Source organism: Polaribacter sp. HL-MS24 (assembly GCF_032758595.1).
Classification (GTDB): Bacteria; Bacteroidota; Bacteroidia; order Flavobacteriales; family Flavobacteriaceae; genus Polaribacter.
The window spans coordinates 976,331-993,434 of sequence record NZ_CP136415.1 but is presented as its reverse complement, the minus strand read 5'-3'; the positions used below and the strand labels follow the sequence as shown (position 1 = coordinate 993,434).

General features: G+C 33.4%; 20 protein-coding genes and 2 pseudogenes. 11 read left to right on the top strand and 11 right to left on the bottom strand.

The window, feature by feature from the left end:
- Window positions 1-381 (top strand): rhodanese-like domain-containing protein, encoded by a 381-nt coding sequence (locus tag RRF69_RS04750; protein ID WP_316940815.1) that lies wholly within the window; start codon window positions 1-3, stop codon window positions 379-381.
- On the top strand, window positions 378-647 hold the full coding sequence (locus RRF69_RS04745; RefSeq protein WP_316940814.1) for a cation transporter: 270 nt from the start codon (window positions 378-380) through the stop codon (window positions 645-647). The genes RRF69_RS04750 and RRF69_RS04745 overlap by 4 nt, the downstream gene beginning before the upstream one ends.
- A gap of 69 nt (window positions 648-716) precedes the next feature.
- On the opposite strand, the pseudogene RRF69_RS04740 reads toward RRF69_RS04745, so the two are convergent.
- From RRF69_RS04740 to RRF69_RS04725, 4 genes and pseudogenes are all read right to left on the bottom strand, one after another.
- Window positions 717-1,585, bottom strand: a pseudogene (locus RRF69_RS04740) (sterol desaturase family protein).
- 2 nt (window positions 1,586-1,587) lie between these two features.
- Window positions 1,588-2,526 (bottom strand): sulfurtransferase, encoded by a 939-nt coding sequence (locus RRF69_RS04735; protein WP_316940813.1) that lies wholly within the window; start codon window positions 2,524-2,526, stop codon window positions 1,588-1,590.
- Window positions 2,510-2,983, bottom strand: a complete 474-nt coding sequence (locus RRF69_RS04730; protein WP_316940811.1) for a monoheme cytochrome C — start codon at window positions 2,981-2,983, stop codon at window positions 2,510-2,512. Before RRF69_RS04730 ends, RRF69_RS04735 begins: the two co-directional genes overlap by 17 nt.
- Window positions 2,983-4,204 (bottom strand): annotated as a pseudogene (locus tag RRF69_RS04725) (sulfite oxidase). The gene RRF69_RS04730 and the pseudogene RRF69_RS04725 overlap by 1 nt, the downstream one beginning before the upstream one ends.
- A 289-nt stretch (window positions 4,205-4,493) precedes the next feature.
- Here RRF69_RS04725 and RRF69_RS04720 point away from each other — a divergent pair.
- Window positions 4,494-5,051 carry a YeeE/YedE family protein gene (locus tag RRF69_RS04720; protein ID WP_316940809.1) on the top strand — a complete coding sequence of 186 codons (558 nt, stop codon included), beginning with the start codon at window positions 4,494-4,496 and terminating at the stop codon, window positions 5,049-5,051.
- A 3-nt stretch (window positions 5,052-5,054) separates the two neighbouring features.
- A complete protein-coding gene (locus RRF69_RS04715) occupies window positions 5,055-5,468 on the top strand; it encodes a DUF6691 family protein (RefSeq protein ID WP_316940808.1) in 414 nt (137 codons plus the stop codon).
- Between the two features lie 50 nt (window positions 5,469-5,518).
- Here RRF69_RS04715 and RRF69_RS04710 read toward each other — a convergent pair whose 3' ends face one another.
- The 7 genes from RRF69_RS04710 to RRF69_RS04680 all read right to left on the bottom strand — a co-directional run bounded on the left by RRF69_RS04710 (window position 5,519) and on the right by RRF69_RS04680 (window position 11,596).
- Window positions 5,519-6,595 (bottom strand): heparan-alpha-glucosaminide N-acetyltransferase domain-containing protein, encoded by a 1,077-nt coding sequence (locus RRF69_RS04710; RefSeq protein WP_316940807.1) that lies wholly within the window; start codon window positions 6,593-6,595, stop codon window positions 5,519-5,521.
- A 113-nt stretch (window positions 6,596-6,708) separates the two neighbouring features.
- On the bottom strand, window positions 6,709-7,260 hold the full coding sequence (locus RRF69_RS04705) for a glutathione peroxidase (protein WP_316940806.1): 552 nt from the start codon (window positions 7,258-7,260) through the stop codon (window positions 6,709-6,711).
- Window positions 7,261-7,767: 507 nt separating this feature from the next.
- Window positions 7,768-7,962, bottom strand: a complete 195-nt coding sequence (locus tag RRF69_RS04700; protein WP_316940805.1) for a hypothetical protein — start codon at window positions 7,960-7,962, stop codon at window positions 7,768-7,770.
- Complete coding sequence (locus RRF69_RS04695; RefSeq protein WP_316940804.1) at window positions 7,950-8,192, bottom strand: hypothetical protein; 243 nt, start codon at window positions 8,190-8,192, stop codon at window positions 7,950-7,952. Before RRF69_RS04695 ends, RRF69_RS04700 begins: the two co-directional genes overlap by 13 nt.
- A gap of 371 nt (window positions 8,193-8,563) precedes the next feature.
- Window positions 8,564-9,307, bottom strand: a complete 744-nt coding sequence (locus RRF69_RS04690) for a hypothetical protein (RefSeq protein ID WP_316940802.1) — start codon at window positions 9,305-9,307, stop codon at window positions 8,564-8,566.
- 237 nt (window positions 9,308-9,544) lie between these two features.
- Window positions 9,545-10,270 (bottom strand): hypothetical protein, encoded by a 726-nt coding sequence (locus RRF69_RS04685; protein ID WP_316940801.1) that lies wholly within the window; start codon window positions 10,268-10,270, stop codon window positions 9,545-9,547.
- A gap of 102 nt (window positions 10,271-10,372) precedes the next feature.
- Window positions 10,373-11,596 carry an RHS repeat-associated core domain-containing protein gene (locus RRF69_RS04680; RefSeq protein WP_316940799.1) on the bottom strand — a complete coding sequence of 408 codons (1,224 nt, stop codon included), beginning with the start codon at window positions 11,594-11,596 and terminating at the stop codon, window positions 10,373-10,375.
- A gap of 438 nt (window positions 11,597-12,034) precedes the next feature.
- On the opposite strand from RRF69_RS04680, the gene RRF69_RS04675 reads away from it, so the two are divergent.
- The 7 genes from RRF69_RS04675 (at window position 12,035) to RRF69_RS04645 (ending at window position 16,672) form a co-directional block, all read left to right on the top strand.
- The gene (locus tag RRF69_RS04675) at window positions 12,035-13,255 is read left to right on the top strand and encodes a tyrosine-type recombinase/integrase (RefSeq protein WP_316940798.1); all 1,221 of its coding nucleotides are present in this window, start codon (window positions 12,035-12,037) and stop codon (window positions 13,253-13,255) included.
- Window positions 13,256-13,598: 343 nt separating this feature from the next.
- Entirely contained in the window at window positions 13,599-13,910 is a 312-nt protein-coding gene (locus RRF69_RS04670; protein ID WP_316940797.1) for a helix-turn-helix domain-containing protein, read from the top strand.
- Complete coding sequence (locus tag RRF69_RS04665) at window positions 13,894-15,033, top strand: hypothetical protein (protein ID WP_316940796.1); 1,140 nt, start codon at window positions 13,894-13,896, stop codon at window positions 15,031-15,033. The genes RRF69_RS04670 and RRF69_RS04665 overlap by 17 nt, the downstream gene beginning before the upstream one ends.
- 72 nt (window positions 15,034-15,105) lie before the next feature.
- Window positions 15,106-15,336 (top strand): hypothetical protein, encoded by a 231-nt coding sequence (locus RRF69_RS04660; RefSeq protein ID WP_316940795.1) that lies wholly within the window; start codon window positions 15,106-15,108, stop codon window positions 15,334-15,336.
- A 27-nt stretch (window positions 15,337-15,363) separates the two neighbouring features.
- The gene (locus tag RRF69_RS04655; protein ID WP_316940794.1) at window positions 15,364-15,828 is read left to right on the top strand and encodes a hypothetical protein; all 465 of its coding nucleotides are present in this window, start codon (window positions 15,364-15,366) and stop codon (window positions 15,826-15,828) included.
- Window positions 15,829-15,977: 149 nt separating this feature from the next.
- Window positions 15,978-16,256, top strand: a complete 279-nt coding sequence (locus RRF69_RS04650) for a hypothetical protein (protein WP_316940793.1) — start codon at window positions 15,978-15,980, stop codon at window positions 16,254-16,256.
- 128 nt (window positions 16,257-16,384) lie between these two features.
- Window positions 16,385-16,672 (top strand): hypothetical protein, encoded by a 288-nt coding sequence (locus tag RRF69_RS04645; protein WP_316940792.1) that lies wholly within the window; start codon window positions 16,385-16,387, stop codon window positions 16,670-16,672.
- Window positions 16,673-17,104: the final 432 nt, after the last annotated feature.

Below are 17,104 nucleotides of genomic sequence, written 5' to 3'. Positions count from 1 at the left end.
ATGATGAAAATAACAGGAGTATTACTTGTCTTATGGATGTCATTTTCTTGTTTTTCTCAGCAAGGGGAGGGTATAATTCCTTTAGAATACAAAGAATTTAGAACCCATATCCTTGGGAAAAAGGTTCAGCTGATAGATTTAAGAACCGATGCAGAATACAATGCAGGGTTTATTGAAGCGGCAATTCAAATGAATTTTTTAGAAACAGCCGCTTTTTTAAAGCAAATTGAATCTTTAGACAAAGAACAGCCCGTGTACATTTATTGTCATTCAGGGGGTCGGAGTCGAAGTGCAAGCAAAGTGCTTTTTAAAAATGGTTTCACAAAAATTTATGATTTTACAGGAGGCTACAAGTCCTGGAAAAAAAACCATCCAAAATGAAAACAAGTCTAGCCATTCAAAATCTAAAATGCGGAGGTTGCGCCCATACAATCAGTACCAAAATTTCTGCGTTAACTGGGGTTGAGGAGGTTGAAGTTGATGTTGAAAAGGCACTGGTGCATTTTAACTATACCAATGATGACGAGCGAGTACTTGTAATAAATACCCTTCACCAATTAGGATACCCTATTGTGGGAGCAAAAAACACAGTCGTTTCCAAAGCCGCTTCTTTTGTAAGTTGTGCGATTGGAAAAATTTCAAAGTAGTTTTTGTATTTTCAGACTAAGCTGTTTTCGCTTCTGAAAAATAGCATTTGACGCTTTCTAGAATTCGCCCTACTCTTTTTTAAATCCATATACATTTTGGCCGATAAAATCGGTTGGAAATGTTTGATCTCCTGAAATCCAAGGGGAACTTGTCCACTGGATTCTGGGATGTAATGGGTATTGAAAAGATAGTCCCAAAGGCTTAAACTGATTCCAAAATTTACTCCATATTTTCCTTCAGGCAATTCCGACGCATGGTGATATAAGTGCATGACAGGGTTGTTCAGAAGGTATTTTAGAGGCCCCCAAGTAATCTTGATATTTGAGTGATTGAAATGCCCGATGGTAATGGCTATAAAATGCACTATATAGGCCTGTTGTGGTTCCATTCCAAACAAAATTAGTACCCCAAAGGTTTTTAAGGGTTTGTATAGGATATTTTCCATCCAGTGGTATCGCAAATGGGCAGCAAATCCCATTTCTTTCACACTGTGATGTACTTTGTGAAACTTCCAAAAGAAGGGATACTTGTGCAATAAGGTATGGGTAAACCATTGTACAAAATCGAGTACGACAAAGAAAATGAGCAATTGCGCCCACATGGGTAATGCTGACGGATCTATGAGAGCAAAACTTTGATTATTAATCCCCAAATCGGCAAAGCCTACTTGCAACAGTCTGTAAAATCCACTAATAGCAATAGAGAAGACAAAGAAATTGAAGAACATATAAAAGCCATCCATCCAAAAATCTTTTCTAAAAACCGATTGTTCTTTTCGCCATGGAAAGGCCATTTCTAAGCCCCATACAAAGAGCGAAATTACTACGAGTCCCCAAAAGTAGTTGGTGTACCAGGGTACTTCAAAGAGAATTGATTTTAAAGTCCAATTTACGTTTCCGCGAAATGCATTTAAAAATGCGTCTAGATAGGTATTCATCTTTAGTTGATTATAGTTGTGATACTGTCTTTTTCAAATGGGTACTCGTTCATAGAACTCCATTCGATCCATGATCCGTCGTAATTTTTTACATTTTTGTACTGTAATAATTGTGTGAGTACAAAGGTAGTGTGTGCAGAGCGAACTCCACTATGACAATAGACAAAAATGGTGTCGTTTACAGAAGGAAGGTGTTTTGTGTATATAGATTCCAATTCTTTCAAGGGTTTTATTTTTTTGCCTCCGTGATAATCGATTGCATTTGCCCAATCTACAAATTTACTTTTCGGAATTCGACCTCCTTTAAATGCTCCTTTTTTATGTCGTTTTCCAGAATATTCATCGACAGATCTTGTGTCTAAAATGATGGTTTTCTGATCAATTGCAGCAAGCATTTCCTCTTTGGAAAGCGTGTATTTCATGGAAGGGTTTTTGGGCAATTTAAAGTCCGATTTTAAAACGGCAATTGTGTCTTTGGTTACACTGCCTTTGTGTGCTTTCCAGGCTTCAATACCACCATGTAAGAGCTTTACGTTTGTATAATCGTAATTCTGAAGAACCCACCACAACCGAGCCGAATCACACAGTCCGTTGTCGTCATAAATGACCAAAGTGTTTCCGTTTTTAATCCCTAAGCGACTAAATAATTTTTCTATTTGAGCGGCTGGCGCCATCATTCCACCGTAGGGAAAAGAAGGATTTTCTAGGTCCGTTCTCCAGATGTTTATTGCACCTTCAAGATGTTCTTTTTGATAAGATTCTGATTTCCTAAAATCCAAAATTGTAATGTTTGGCTCTTTTGCAATTTTTGAAAAGTCGGCGACTTCAATTAAATAATTGATTTCTGGAGAATTGATAGTAGCAGCAATTGTTTTCTTTGTATTGTCTTGACAAGAGGCAAAAGCGAGCACTAAAAAAATGACACTAATTTGTAACTTCATACCATTCAATGTTTGTTAAATTTTCTCGCCTCCCTTTGTCTATTGGAGGGTAGTTGGTGACTAAATAATTGACAATAATTTCTTTGTTACCTCCCAAATCCCATAGGTTTTGTGTTTCCTGCATCCATTGTATGGTTGCCTCCCAACGCGCTCTATTCATTCTATTTTGAATGACGAGTTTTGCCGAATGACAGTTGGTACAATTGTTTACTACCGTCATCAAGCCTTCGGCGTCGACAAAACCAGTCCGTATATGAATTCCATTTTCAATAGCATCTTCATCTATTTCAATAGCGCTATAAGAAACGGCAGTGTTCTCTTTTTTGAAAGTTGAAAAGCTAGGATCATAGACCAAGAATAGCAATAAAATGGAGGCGATACCTGAAAATAGAAGCGCTCCATTAGCAGTTCTTTCTGCTTTTTTAATTTTTTTATGATATTCAGGAGTGTGCTTCATTAGATCACTTTTATGGCGATTCGATGACAGGCATTGTTAAGGTATCCTTTCGGGTTCCACCCTGGTAAAATCATAGGTTGTGCATTTCCTTGACTGTCGGTAGCTCTAGCCCAAACTTCATAATATCCTTTGATTGGAAAGGCGATGTTGGTAGAAAAATGTTGCCACGCCAACCGGTTGACAGGGGACTCAATATTACAGCTGCTCCAGTTAGATCCAAAATCGATTGAATATTCCATTTTAGTTACCTCTAGTTCTCCTGCCCATGCATGTCCACGGATTTCGATGCTTTTTCCTTTTTTTAGGATTCCTCCAGATTTAGGGGACGTAATTAACGATTTAACAGGCATCGATTCAATGATCTTCATGTCTTCATCTTTCACTTTTTCATAAAGGTGCTACAGGAAATTTAGGAACTCTGTAGGCAGTGCCTTTCATTTTGCTTCCGTCATGTTCTTTATTTCGGACACTAATCCTGTTGACCCACTTTCCAGAAACTGATGCTGGCCATCCTCCTGCCACCAATCGCAAAGGATAACCATGTGCCAAAGGAATGTCTTCCCCGTTCATTTTAAAAGCCAAAAGAGTTTCTTCTTGCAATGCTTTTTCCATAGGAGCCCCTCTAGAAATAGGCTCTTTACTTGGGTCTCCACTCAGGTGTGTATCGGCAGAATGATACCCAATATAAACCGCATCCTTTTCAATACCAACATCTTCCAAAAGATCTTTTAACCGAATTCCTGTCCATTCGGCACAATGAACGGCACCGATAGTCCATTGATTTCCTTTTGCAGGAGGGTTGAATTCACTTCTTCCATTTCCTCCACATTCAAGTGTTAATTGATATGTATGGTGTTTGAATTTTGACTTTAATTCTGAAAGGGTATATGTTTTTTGTTGCTCAACCGATTCTCCATCGATGGTAAGTGTCCATTGATCTTCTTGAAGATCTGTAGGAAGTAACCCATTGTTTCGGACAAACATGTTCCTGTTTGGAGTGATTTTATCGTCTAACAGATGTGCTTTTGCTTCAATATTCCATGGTTTGTTGTTCAGAATCACCATTTCTTTATCTTTTAGAAATTGCTTAAAAGGATCTGTTTCTTGCAGTGCAATTGGAACGTATGCTTTGGGCATGGTAGCCCCAAAAACAATTTCGGCACCAATTAAGGTTGCAAGTGAACTCAGTGTGACTTTCTTAACAAAGTTTCTTCTTTTCATGGATAGATAGAATTTTAAGAATGTTAAAAATAGGGGGAATCCATCTAAAATACTGTAACAAATGTTACAAAGGTATTGGATAGCTAATTTTGAGTAGAACCCTCTTAATTTTCCCAATGCACAACGAACGCTTTTAGAATTGCAATGGATCTAGTTATCCATGGACAATCCTTTGTGCAGTTTTTTAGGAAACAGAATGAACTCGTAAGAAAAATTTTTTTCCAATGTAACATTGGTTACCAACCGTTGACAATCATTGTTGTTTTTTTGCATCTTAAACCCCACACACATGAACTGGATATATGAACCATGGCCTTGGTATGTAGCAGGCCCAATGATTACTTTTATTATGTTGCTACTCTTAATGGTAGGAAAAAACTTTGGAATGTCTTCAAACTTGCGCACCTTGTGTACGATCTGTGGTGCAGGGAATACGGCAGATTTTTTTAAGTTTGATTGGAAATCCCAAAAATGGAATTTAGTCGTTGTACTCGGAGCTATTATTGGCGGTTTTATTGGATCTCATTTTCTAAGCCTAGATAGTGCAGTTGTATTGCATCCCAATACCATTTCAGAGTTAAAAGCTCTTGGATTTGAAAGTGCTGGAACAGCATATCTTCCAACCGAGATGTTTGGTATGAGTGCTTTGTTGGATGTCAAAAATGTTTTGCTCTTAGCAATTGGAGGTTTATTGGTTGGTTTTGGAGCACGCTATGCAGGTGGTTGTACTTCGGGTCATGCCATCTCTGGATTGAGCAATTTACAAGGACCTTCACTGATCGCAGTAATCGGTTTTTTTATCGGAGGCCTTACAATGATTTACCTAATTTTCCCTATTCTATTTTAAGTCATGAGAACAATTATCTATTTATTTATCGGAATTATTTTTGGAATTACTATGTTTAAATCGGAGGCAGCCTCTTGGTTTCGGATCTATGAAATGTTTAGATTTGAATCATTTCACATGTATGGAATCATAGGCTCTTCAGTATTCTTGGGAGTTGTGCTCATTCAATTGATCAAACGATTCCAAATCAAATCCTTCTTTGGAGAAAAAATCAACTTTGTCCCAAAACAAAAGAGTTTTCAACGCTATTTATTTGGAGGAATTATTTTTGGATTGGGTTGGGCATTGGCAGGAGCTTGTCCAGGGCCTATGTTTACTTTGGTAGGAGTGGGGTATGTCCCAATTCTTGTGGTAATCGCTGCTTCGGTGGTAGGTACTTTTTTATATGGAGTCCTCAAAGATCGCTTGCCTCATTAAAATGAAATAGAATTTCTGTTGTGTTTCTTAAATGAAACACAGCAGAGGTCTTATTTTTCAGTAATTCTCAAAAAGACAAATACCTTCGCTTTTAGGGCATCAGAAAAGGGGCTCAGTTTGGAAAAGAAAATAAAGAAGGCTACAAAGAGCACAGCTCCAGCAATTGCTTGATAAGCAGTAAGTTTTTCTTTGATCAGGTTGTGTAGGCCCAAACCAACAATTCCACCATACAATACAATGGTATGCCATAGGTATACAAACAGGGTTTTTTGGCCTACTTCTAAAAACAATTTCCATTTGTGTGTAAACCAACCTTCGAGTTGGATAAAAATAAATGTGATCAGGAGTATTTCCGCCAATCGATTGTACAGCCATACAGCCCCATAGCTATTGGTGAGGTGTTTTAATATAAAAACACAGCTCAACAAGACAATGCTAAAAGGAATGCTTTTTATGCGCTCTTTAAAATAGTGAACAATTACACCAAACAGCCCTCCAAATAAGACAAACCCTGACCATGGGACTATTGGAAAAATTGCATGAGGGCCCCTAAACATATTTTGAAGGAGTTGAGGGCCGTTTTCAGGAAAGGCTTCTAGGAGGTTTAATTTTTTATAGATCGCAAAAATGACAATCCCTCCCCCTAAGTAATAAAGCCCTAAAGGAATTTTTTTTACAGCTTTGAACAGAAGGTACAACCCAATAATTAACAGCAAACTGACACCAATGCATTGCAATACATGGAATGCATAGATAATTGGAGTTTTGCTATAAAAGGTACTAAAGAAATAGCGCATATTTAGCTGTAGCAAATAGCCCCAAAAGATGAGTTCACAACTTCGAATGATTCCTTTTCTAATACGAGGATTCTTTTTTCCCGACTGATGTGTTTGCAAGAGTAAAAACACAAATACCAGACCTGTAACGAAAAAAAACAAGGGTGCAGTGATGCCTTTCATAAAATACCACCCATCAAAAAAAACAGATCCTGAGGTTCCAGTGGTTTTTTTAATAAGAGAGAGTTCCTTGAAGTTTTTGAAACTAAGTTGAATAAAATGGCCTTGCAGCATCATCAGAATTGCAAATGCACGCATCGCGTCTATAAAATGGAGCCTTTTTGATTTCATGGAATCCTTCTGGGAATAAGCGATTATCTGCTGCGAATTTAATAAAAGATTTTTTAGAAAATTGTTTGATGTACTTTGTCACTTAAGTGCTTACAATGAATGGCATCAATTGGTTAGTGGAGTTCAATTAATTTGGTGATTTTTGCACTCATTGGTTTGGTCATTGAATAAAAAACATCCATCAATGCCCCATTTTCGTCAATCAAATACTTTTGAAAATTCCATTTTACAGAAGAATTTCTTTTTCCGTTTTTCTGCTTCATTGTCAACCACTGATAGAGTTCATGTTGTTGTTTTCCTTTTACCTTTATTTTTTCAGTCAATGGAAAATTGACTCCATAGTTTAAGCGACAAAATGTTTGAATTTCTTGGGTGCTCCCCGGTTCTTGACCTCCAAACTGATTGCATGGCAAACCGATTACGACCAATTGTTCTTTGTACTTGTCATAGAGTTCTTGTAGACCGTCGTACTGATAGGTAAAACCACATTCTGAAGCCACATTGACAAACATTATTTTTTTTCCTTTGTATTGATGCAAATCAATAATCTCACCATCAATGCCTTCAATTTTAATATCGTAAATAGAAGAATTGGTGGTTGTGCTGTTTTGTGCGGAAGTACTGAAGAAGCTGAGGAATAGAATGCTCCAAATAATTTTTTTCATTGGTGAATTGTTTTTTTGTTTTAAGAAATGGGTGCTTTCATTTTCTTGAATATATAGCTAAAAAAATCTAAAAGTGCTTCTTTATGATTTCTCTGTCCAAATTACTTTCAATACTTATGTTCTTTTACTGTTTAAAACGTATTCTCTAACTTCTTCTGTAGTGTAGGTCTTTGCTCCATTATGCACACTTTCCCTGATACCATGAATATGCTTAACATATTGTTTTTTAGTAAAAGGTTCTCCTTTTGTAAAATAAGCTACAATTCCATCAGCTACAGTTTTTTTTAATAGCACTTACTTTGCTTAAGACGTCTTCGTTTACAATAAGAATCCATTGTATTCATTCGTTTCTTTTTGCTGTATATTGATGACCTCTAATATAATACTGTAAAAGTACCAAATTTACATCAATTTCCATACCCACCTACTGTATTACTAAAGGATTAAAAAATGCTATACCGTGTTGAATTCCTACAAAAAATAAATCCCGCCTACTAAGACAGGATTTTAGATATGCTTGGTCCAATGTTTAAAGATGCACAAAACAATACACAACTTTAAGCCACTTGCATTGTAAATATAGTTATTTTCTGTGGATTGGTTTTTAATGTCATTGGCATTTGTAGGAGTAGTAACGGCATCACTTACTCTTTTTAACTGATTGGGTTTGCCTGTTTTATAGTGATACGTTAAGGAATCCATTGTATTGGAGAGTACACCATTGATATCTTCTGTATTCTTATTTCTATGTAAGGTTTGTATGTTACCATTGGTGTTTCTAAATTCCAAGATTCACCATCATGAGACCAAGAATTTCCACCACCATCCAATACCGTACTTCCAAACTCTGGTCTTACACAAGCGTTTCCGTCTGCATCAGTACAACCTCCTGTTGGATCCATAGACATATTCCAACGATTATCCATAGCCATATAAGGTGAGTGATATTGTCCATAAGGGGAAATTTATAGTTTCTACTCTTTTATATTTTGTTCTTTTCTTTTTAATCTCTTTACCCTTTTTTTTACTTTTATTGTCACGAGTGGGACGCTCGCGCTAGCGGGGGAACCAATTACGGAACTACAAAAAATATTGTTAGGATTAAAATAAGAAATACAACAATACCTACGAGAGCATTTAAAAAATCTTGAGAATAAAAATCTTCTTCTTTTTTATCTCCTGATAAGTAATTAATATTTTTATTTATTCTTAATGCTTTAAAAAAAAAATATCTGGTGTAAAGACCCAATACTCTTACCAGTATACGTCTAAATATTATATCAAATAAAATATTCATAAAATCTTAATGATTACTTGAATGAATATTCTTTACTTCCAACAATATTCCTCCTCCTGATATCTTTGAGTTAATACTCTTAATTATACCATTATTTATAACTGTTTTGTTTATTAAACCCCTAGTTTTTGGATTTAGTTTACTTAAATTTCCTTTAAATATTGACGAAAACTTTGAAGCATTTATCTTTTTTACATACCCTAGTCCTTTAGCCCCTTTACCGAAAGGAACAACTGTTGATATAGTACCGACAAGAGCATCTGTTCCCTGTTGGCCCATTAAACCAGAGCCATCCAAATTAGTAACTTGTTTATCAAATGGATTAAGTGTTTGAGCAGTCACAGATAAATCATTTGCAAAATTATACGCAAAATTTTTCAAAATATTATCCGATTCTTTCCATTGCCCGGCTTTATTTGGTTTAAATTCCCTCATAAACCCATAGCCATTATTAAAATAATTAACATTATTTACTTGGTAACCATAATCTATTAATTCTTTATGACCACCATTATTTAACCCAAAATCAAAAGATAACCCATCATCTATTTCTCTTACAATTCCATACTTATGCCATGGTGTTCCTGGATTATCACTGTTAGTAAAACTCCCTTTAAAACCACTTCCAACCCAAGCCCAAAATCTTCCCCATTTGGTTTTATACCCACTATCAGGGCTAAATATTAAAATTTTAATAAAACTTATATCCAATATTTTAATATCAAAAATTCTACTACCTAAAAACGCCATACACTATCCAAACCATCGCAAAAATCGTAACAATACCTACTAAGACAGCATATGTGTTTGGAGAAAAAAATCAGAATACTTTTTTTTAAACCCACTACATACCCAAATAACAAAGGCACCTATTATTCTTAACTTATCTCTAACTTGTTTAGAAGTAAAGACAATAACTCCTACTATCGTGTTTCTGTTTTGTTTCTTACTCGATACGCCACTAGTTACAAACTATCGGGAGCTGGATTATATATCCGCGCTATCAGGTTTTTCCAATAGCTTTAATAAATTCTCTGCTGCTTGAGTAGCTTCTAATTGATACTTATTTTTAGATTTTACAATACCCTCTAACTCTAATTTAGATTTGTTTTCAAATTTTTTCATAAAGCTTTTTACTTTTTTTTCTAGTTCAATACTCTTATTGACAAGTTCATTTTTGAGGTTTACTCTTTCTTCAATTTGGACAAGAGGAAAAACCCTTCTTCTTTTTCTTATCAAACTCACAGGAATTCTTTGCTTTAGCTCGTTAAATAATAAGCAAGTTACAATTAATCTTTCTCTATTTTTCAATTTAATTACTGCATAATAGTATTCATCCCAAAAAAATAAACGCCATCGATTATCATAAAGTGGATAAGACAAATTAAACTCTATATAAGCTATCTCTTCAAATGTAAACTCCCTCTTTTTTAAAGCATCCTCATAAATAATTGCATTACTAGATATTTGAAAAATCGTATTCTTATTATAACTACGATAGTTAAAATATAAAATAAGCATTGGGCCTAAATAACCAACCAATGTCCAAGTTATTAAAACATAGAGAACTTTATAAAGTATATCTAATGGTGTTGTATATACTAAATAAATGGTTAATCCAGTAGCTATGGATAACATGATGAATAAAAACCTAAAAAGATATATCTTTTTATAAGGTAAGTTTTTATATATTTTATTATTTCCTGCTACCACCCTCCAAACCCTCTCATTATACTACCTGCATCTGTTGGTATCCAAGAACCAAAGTTACTCCAAACAGGCCCTTTAGGGTCTACCAAAACACCGTACCCTTCTTCAGCAGCCATTCCAGCAGTTCCTATGATAAGACCAAGGCCCTGCTCCTAAAAAATAACCTGCCGCAAATGAAGAGCCATTAACACCTGTTCTGTAACTAAACCTATGGACACTTATTTCTCCTGACATATAATCCCTTGAATCTAAGACAACAGATACAGCAGTTAAACCATAACCTAATCCATTAGCAACTCCCTTTATTTTGGTTAAATTTCTACCCTTACTTAAATTATTTGCAAAATCGAGTTTTGCTTGTTTTACAAAATCTCCAGAGACAGCACTATTTCCTCTAAAATTATTGTTCCAAGACACACTACCGCCATTATAAGTAGTCGAAAAAGAACCCGATGGTGTTTTCATTAAATTAGAATAATCCATGCTACTTAAACGAGCTCCAACTCCTACTGATATACTAGAATTAAGAAAATTAAATCCTATCATAAGGTCACTATCAAAATCAGGCATAGAAAAATCACTACCCCCAATAACAATTTCGTCTAATTGATTTACATGACTACCCCCACAAGTTTCACCTGGCGGACAATCTGTTCCACCATCGGGGTCTATTCTATTTATAGGGCTGTTTCCCATTGCCATATAAGGACTTGCATATTGTTTGTAAGGATCGGGAGTCATCCATCTATTTATACGACAGTCGTATAATCGTAATTGAAAGGCAACTTTTCCAGTCTCCGCATCCTTCTCTTGCCCTTGAAAACTGTATCTATACGGTTGTCCACCAACAATTTGCCTTCCTGGCATCGCCATCCCGCCGGGATAATAGTCTGTAGCATGGGTAAGGGCAGCGGCGTTACCTGAGGCATCTTTCGCAATGACGGCACGCACATTGCCCAAATGGTCTGTCAATTGGTACAGACTGGTGTTGCTAAGTTTTTTGTAAATACCCAAACGGCTGGCACCGTAAATAGGCAGTTCAGTTTGTTGGTTATTTTCGTAAATAGCCATGGTATTCCCTGAAACATCGCGAACATAATGGGTGGTTTTTTCTACAGATGTGCCCTCTGTTGCATAGGTTTTCTTTAGTACTCTAAAACCTTTGTCGTTATATGAGAATTGGACTTTCAATTTGTTGTTGTAATATACCTTAGTTACCAAGCCACTGGCATTGTATTCATATTTTACGTTTTCGTCTTTATTTTCTATCAATTGCCCAATGGCATTGTAAATATAGTTATTTTCTGTGGATTGGTTTTCTGACAGCAATCGTTGTTAAGCGAGTACTGGTAGGAGCGTATTTTTGCATTTTGTCTGCCTCATTGTTGGGAGACTTTGCCCAGCGAGTATAGAAAAGTAAAACGCGTCGAGGTTTTTAGTCTTTTTTTCGGACGTAAAGAATGCAATAAATACAACTCATTAACAATCGTAAGTAGTTTTAGTTAGATCTGATCGTATGAAAATGGTGCATAAAGAATTGAAGAAAATAAAAGACCCTTGAAAATCAATTGATTAACAAGGGTTTTTGTACTCAAGGCGGGAGTTTAACCTATCTATTCTTGTTAAATCATATAAACTCAAATAATACAACAACAGTAGGGTTTTAAAAGGTTTTATATAATATGATATTTTGTGATACTTTAAATTAAATCAAAAAATAGGTACTAAAATAGGTACTAATCATTATATTTGCTTAAATAAGTTTATATGAAGATTGATATCAGATTTAGAAAGCAGAAAAAACACTCAATTAAAGAGCCAGTATATTTGCGTTTAAATCATTCACATAATGGTAAGCAAAAAAGAATTTGGTTTAAAACAGATTACTCATTAAAATCTGGAGAAAATATTGAAAAGGCGTTATCAAAAGATATTAGATATAATCTTCAAAGCTGTATCGAATTTATTGAAGATGATTTTTATAATAGAATAAATTTTGAACCATCTACAAAATGGTTGTCAGCAACTGCTAATAGTTTTTTTAATTCTAATAAAAAGAACGGATATCTTCTAAATGATGAGATGACTGATTTTATTGAAAAACAAATAAAGTTAGGGAGAGCATTTAACACAATTAAAGACAATAGGCAATCTCAAAACATTATAAAATCTTTCAGAGATAATATTGAATTAGCAGATTGTACATTTAAACTATTTGATGAATTTACAGATTTCTTAAAATTTGAAAAAGATTTTGGTGTTTCTAATCTGAATAGAAAAATACGTTTCTTAAAAACTATCCTTAAAGAAGCAAAAAGGAAATACCCCAATGAAGTTCCAGACGATTTTAGAGATTTAGAACCATTAAGAGAAACTAAAGCAGAAAAGAATAAGAAAGAGGGGGTGTATAAGGTAACTTTTACAAATGAAGAATTGACTGCTATCAATAATTTAAACCTCAAAAAAGACAGTTTAATTAATGCAAGAAAATGGTTAATCATTGGTGTTAATACTGCTGTTAGAGGAAGCGATTTGCTTAATTTAACTTTGAATGAGTTTGACATTGAAAATAAGCTGTTGAAAAAGCAACAACAGAAAACCAAATCATTCGCCTATATACCTATCCTACCACCAGTTCAAGAAATACTAAAGGATTTTCCTCATAAAATATCATTGCAGAAGTTCGATAAATATTTGAAAGAAATATGTGAATTAGCTGAAATGACTAATCTTGTTATATCTACTAAATCTGTTAAAACTACAAATGGTTGGAGGGTAAAAGTGGTAGAAGATAAAAAATACACCTTTTGTTCATCCCATATGTTTAGAAGAAGTTTCATTACTAACTATTTTGGGAAGTTACCAAATCAAGAAATAATGAAAGTATCTGGGCATAAATCTGAAAGAGAGTTTTTAGGATATGTTCAAGAAGTTAAAATGAACCATAAAATTTGGTTTGATATGTATGAAAAAGAAAAGGAAAATTGACGTCTTTTTAGAAAGTCAGTAAATTCAAGGGTTTACAGCTTTTTATAAAATTAAATAATTGATTTACAGATGATTGTAAATTACATCAATAATAAAAAATAGTATTAAAAGTTTATAAACGTTAAGAACTATGTGGGATTTGTTAAGAAGTAGTGTTTTTAAAAAGATACACAATGACATAACTTTGAATATCAGAAACGTGGAATAGTCCACAAACATAAAAAGAGCATCTCAATTAAGAAACACTCTTTAGGATTACTAAATAACTTTGGTCGGTACATTTAGTTCTTCAAAGATAAAGAGAATTTTTATATTCCAGATGCTCATAATCAAAATCAATATTATGAGTACATTTCAAGTAGTAACACCAAATGATTTATCAGTAGCCACGAAATCTTTAGAAAGCAAGTTCCAAGAGTTAATGGATATTGTTGTTAAAGAAAAATCAACCAAATCAAACGAGGAAACATTCCTAACCAAAGAAGAAACATCAAAATTATTAAGGTGTTCAATCCCAACAGTAAATAGAAGAGTTAGTCAAGGCATACTTTCAGCTTATAAGATTAAAGGAGACACAGTAAAAACTGCTGTTCGATTTAAGAAATCAGATGTATTGAACTTGTTTACACCCTCTTCTTATGATACCATTAAATAAGCCGAAAATAGACAGTTTAAGAATACGTGTTCCTTTATCTGAAGTTGAAATTAATCCAGAGCATAGTCAGTTTTTTAGAAAGCTAACAACTATAAATGACGATTTTGAAGTAATAGATGAACACGTTAAAACAAATTACTTTAATACTGAAGCAATCATCTCTTGTTCTTATGCTGTTAGAAGTTTTTTTGGAGGAGAAAGTTTATTGCATATAGGTTTTTCAAGTAAGCTACTGAAAGAGGATTACTTTCAAGGAATAAATAAATTAAATATTCAAAAATGCTTTGATTTTATTAATGAGGAAGGATTAATAAAAATATCTAAAGAAGTATTTTTAAATGCTGAATTTGTAGATGTTGACTTTTGTATTGATTATTATTTAGATACAGATGTAGGAACAGTTTCTTCAGTAGTATCTGTTTGTAATGATTTGACTAAACCAAACAAGCAGATTAATGTAATTCCTTACAGAAAAAAAGAGAATACTGGTATCCAATGGGGTCATAGAGATAAAGTAGGTAGGTCATATACAAAAAAACAGTTTCTTAAATATTATGCTAAAGCTATCGAACTGACATATAATAGCACTGATTTTTACAAAGAACATCTTCTCAAACCTTTAAATGAACCTTTAATTGATATTCAAGGTAAAGTTCTATGTGAAAAAAATAAATATTTCGATTTAGAGAAATTAATAAGAATTGAAACTACACTTAAAAATACGGAACATTTTAAAACATATGGCTATAATCCAAAAACCTTAAAAGAGTTATTAAACATTGCTTTAGATGTGAAGTTTTTAAAAGTTTTTACAAGACCAATGTCTACATATATGACTGGTTATAGAGAAATTAAACACGCAGATGAAATGACAATAAATCAAAGGACTAAATACTTGCTTTGTCTTTATACAGCCAAGCATAAGCAAATGAGTATTGAAGATGTTGTCCCATTATTAGCATATCAATTACATCCTAAAAACATAAGAGCAAGAAGAGAGTTAAAACTTCAATATTATAGCATTATAAATATGGAAGAAGTAGGTGTGAAAACACATAAACATAACACAGAGCATTGGAATAATTTTATTTCAGAAATTCAACAGAAAAACATAATTCCTTAAAAAAGGAATGAACGTACAATGATGTACGTACACAACAACGTAAAACAACGTCATTTTAAAACACAAATAATAATGAGTAATCAAACCCAAAACAAGCTATTCCATTACATTATTTCAAATACTGAAATAGATGATATCCAAAGCAGATTTATAAGCTATAAATTAGAATTAAATAAGGTTGAAAATATCATACAAATAGAAATGATAAAAGAGTATAATTTCACTTTTTATACAGACAATGGTTCTTTCAAAGTAACGACAGTTAATGTTCCTTTACCTATAAGTTCAGTTGTTAGAAATTAATTATATTTGAAAAACTTAAAAATCATTATGAAAAAACTACTTCTTATTTTATTATTTATTCCATTAATCTCTTTTGGGCAAGAAAAAACAGTTAATCTTAATGTTAAAAATGAAAAAGTTAAAAATAATAGAGGATATTCTTATATAGGGAATGGTATCTATTCTATAAAAATTCCAGCCGTCCTTTGGGGAAGTAAATCATCTGTAAAAAAGAAATTATTGAAAAAAGTTAAAGAGATTTCATCAAATCTAAAAGCTAATTATAATATAATAAACTATAATTTAGAAAAAACTTTTGCCGCCAGTGATTATAGAGGCGGTGTAGCAACATTTGAATTAAGAGATAAAATTGAAAATAACTTATTGATTAACAAAAATGAAGCAAAAAAAGAAATCCTTGAATTAAAAGAGTTTTTAGAGTTAGGTATCATAACTCAAGAAGAATTTAATACTAAAGTAATTGGTTTAAAGAAAATCTTGTTGGGCAATTAATTAATCACTCCATTTTAAAATACTTTAAAAACCCTTACTATTAATTTAGTAGGGGTTTTCTTTTTGATAAAAATCTATTGAATATACAAAGTGTGATACTTATAACTATATACTAATATAGAATGTCAAACAATGGTAAAATAACATAAATGTTTAGAGGTAAACCAAATTTACAAGGGAGAAAAACTGGTTCAATTAATAAAGTGAATTCACAAGTAAAAGGAATGATTGCAGAATTTGTTGAGAGTGAAGCATCAACCTTTAGGGAGCGATTAGAAAACCTTTCAGATGCTGACTATTGCAAAACATACCTCAAATTAATGCATTTCGTAATCCCTACAATGAGAAGCATTGATGCTCCAGTAGTGGAAAAAGAATTCCCATTTGATAAGATAGAAATAGAAATAATCGGAAATAATTCAAAGTGAAAACACAAAATGTATCACAAATACTGTTATATAAGTATGGCAAATGAAGTTTACATAAATAGTTACTGGGGAGATATCTCAAATGAAGATTGGGGAAATATTTACACCAGTATATTAAACAAATAGGAATGGCGGGAAATTCAAATAGTGGTAGAAAATCAAAGAGCGAAGAACAAGATGTATTGGAGAAATTATCTGTACTGGATGACTTATTCTTTTCTAAACTCGAAGAAGCAATGCAACAAGGTAAACCTTATGCAATGCGATTATTTGCAACCCATAGAATACCAAAGCCACAAAATTCATTAGAGATTACTGGAGCAGACGAAACACCCCTATTCAATATCGTTTACAATTCAGAAGACAGCTTTAATGACACACTCGATATAGGCATTGAAAATCAACTAATTATATAAATAATGACAGTCACACTTTTTGAAAACGTGACACAAAATAAAAACGCAGTTATCTTATTGTATGAAATTTAAAACAAGAGTTAAAGACGGTTCAAACCGTAGGAAGTCAGAAAGTAAAATGAAAGCAACCGAAACCTTAAAAAAGGTCTTGGAGCTGTTAACTAAAAAACCAACCAATGAGAAGTAAAATAAACGACTGCTTTATCACTTTAAGAATACCAAGTGAGATGAGAAGTAATCTCGAAACATTAGCTGTTCAGAACGAATGCTCAATTTCAAGCGTTGTTAGGTACGCTGTTTCAAATTTACAGTCAGATGAGTAGGTCAAGCATTAAGGATAGGGTTGCTCTTTTAAAAGAATGGAAGGGCAGTGAACTGCCAAAGAACATTTGGAAAAATACTAAAATTTATATCTATAACTATAACACCAAA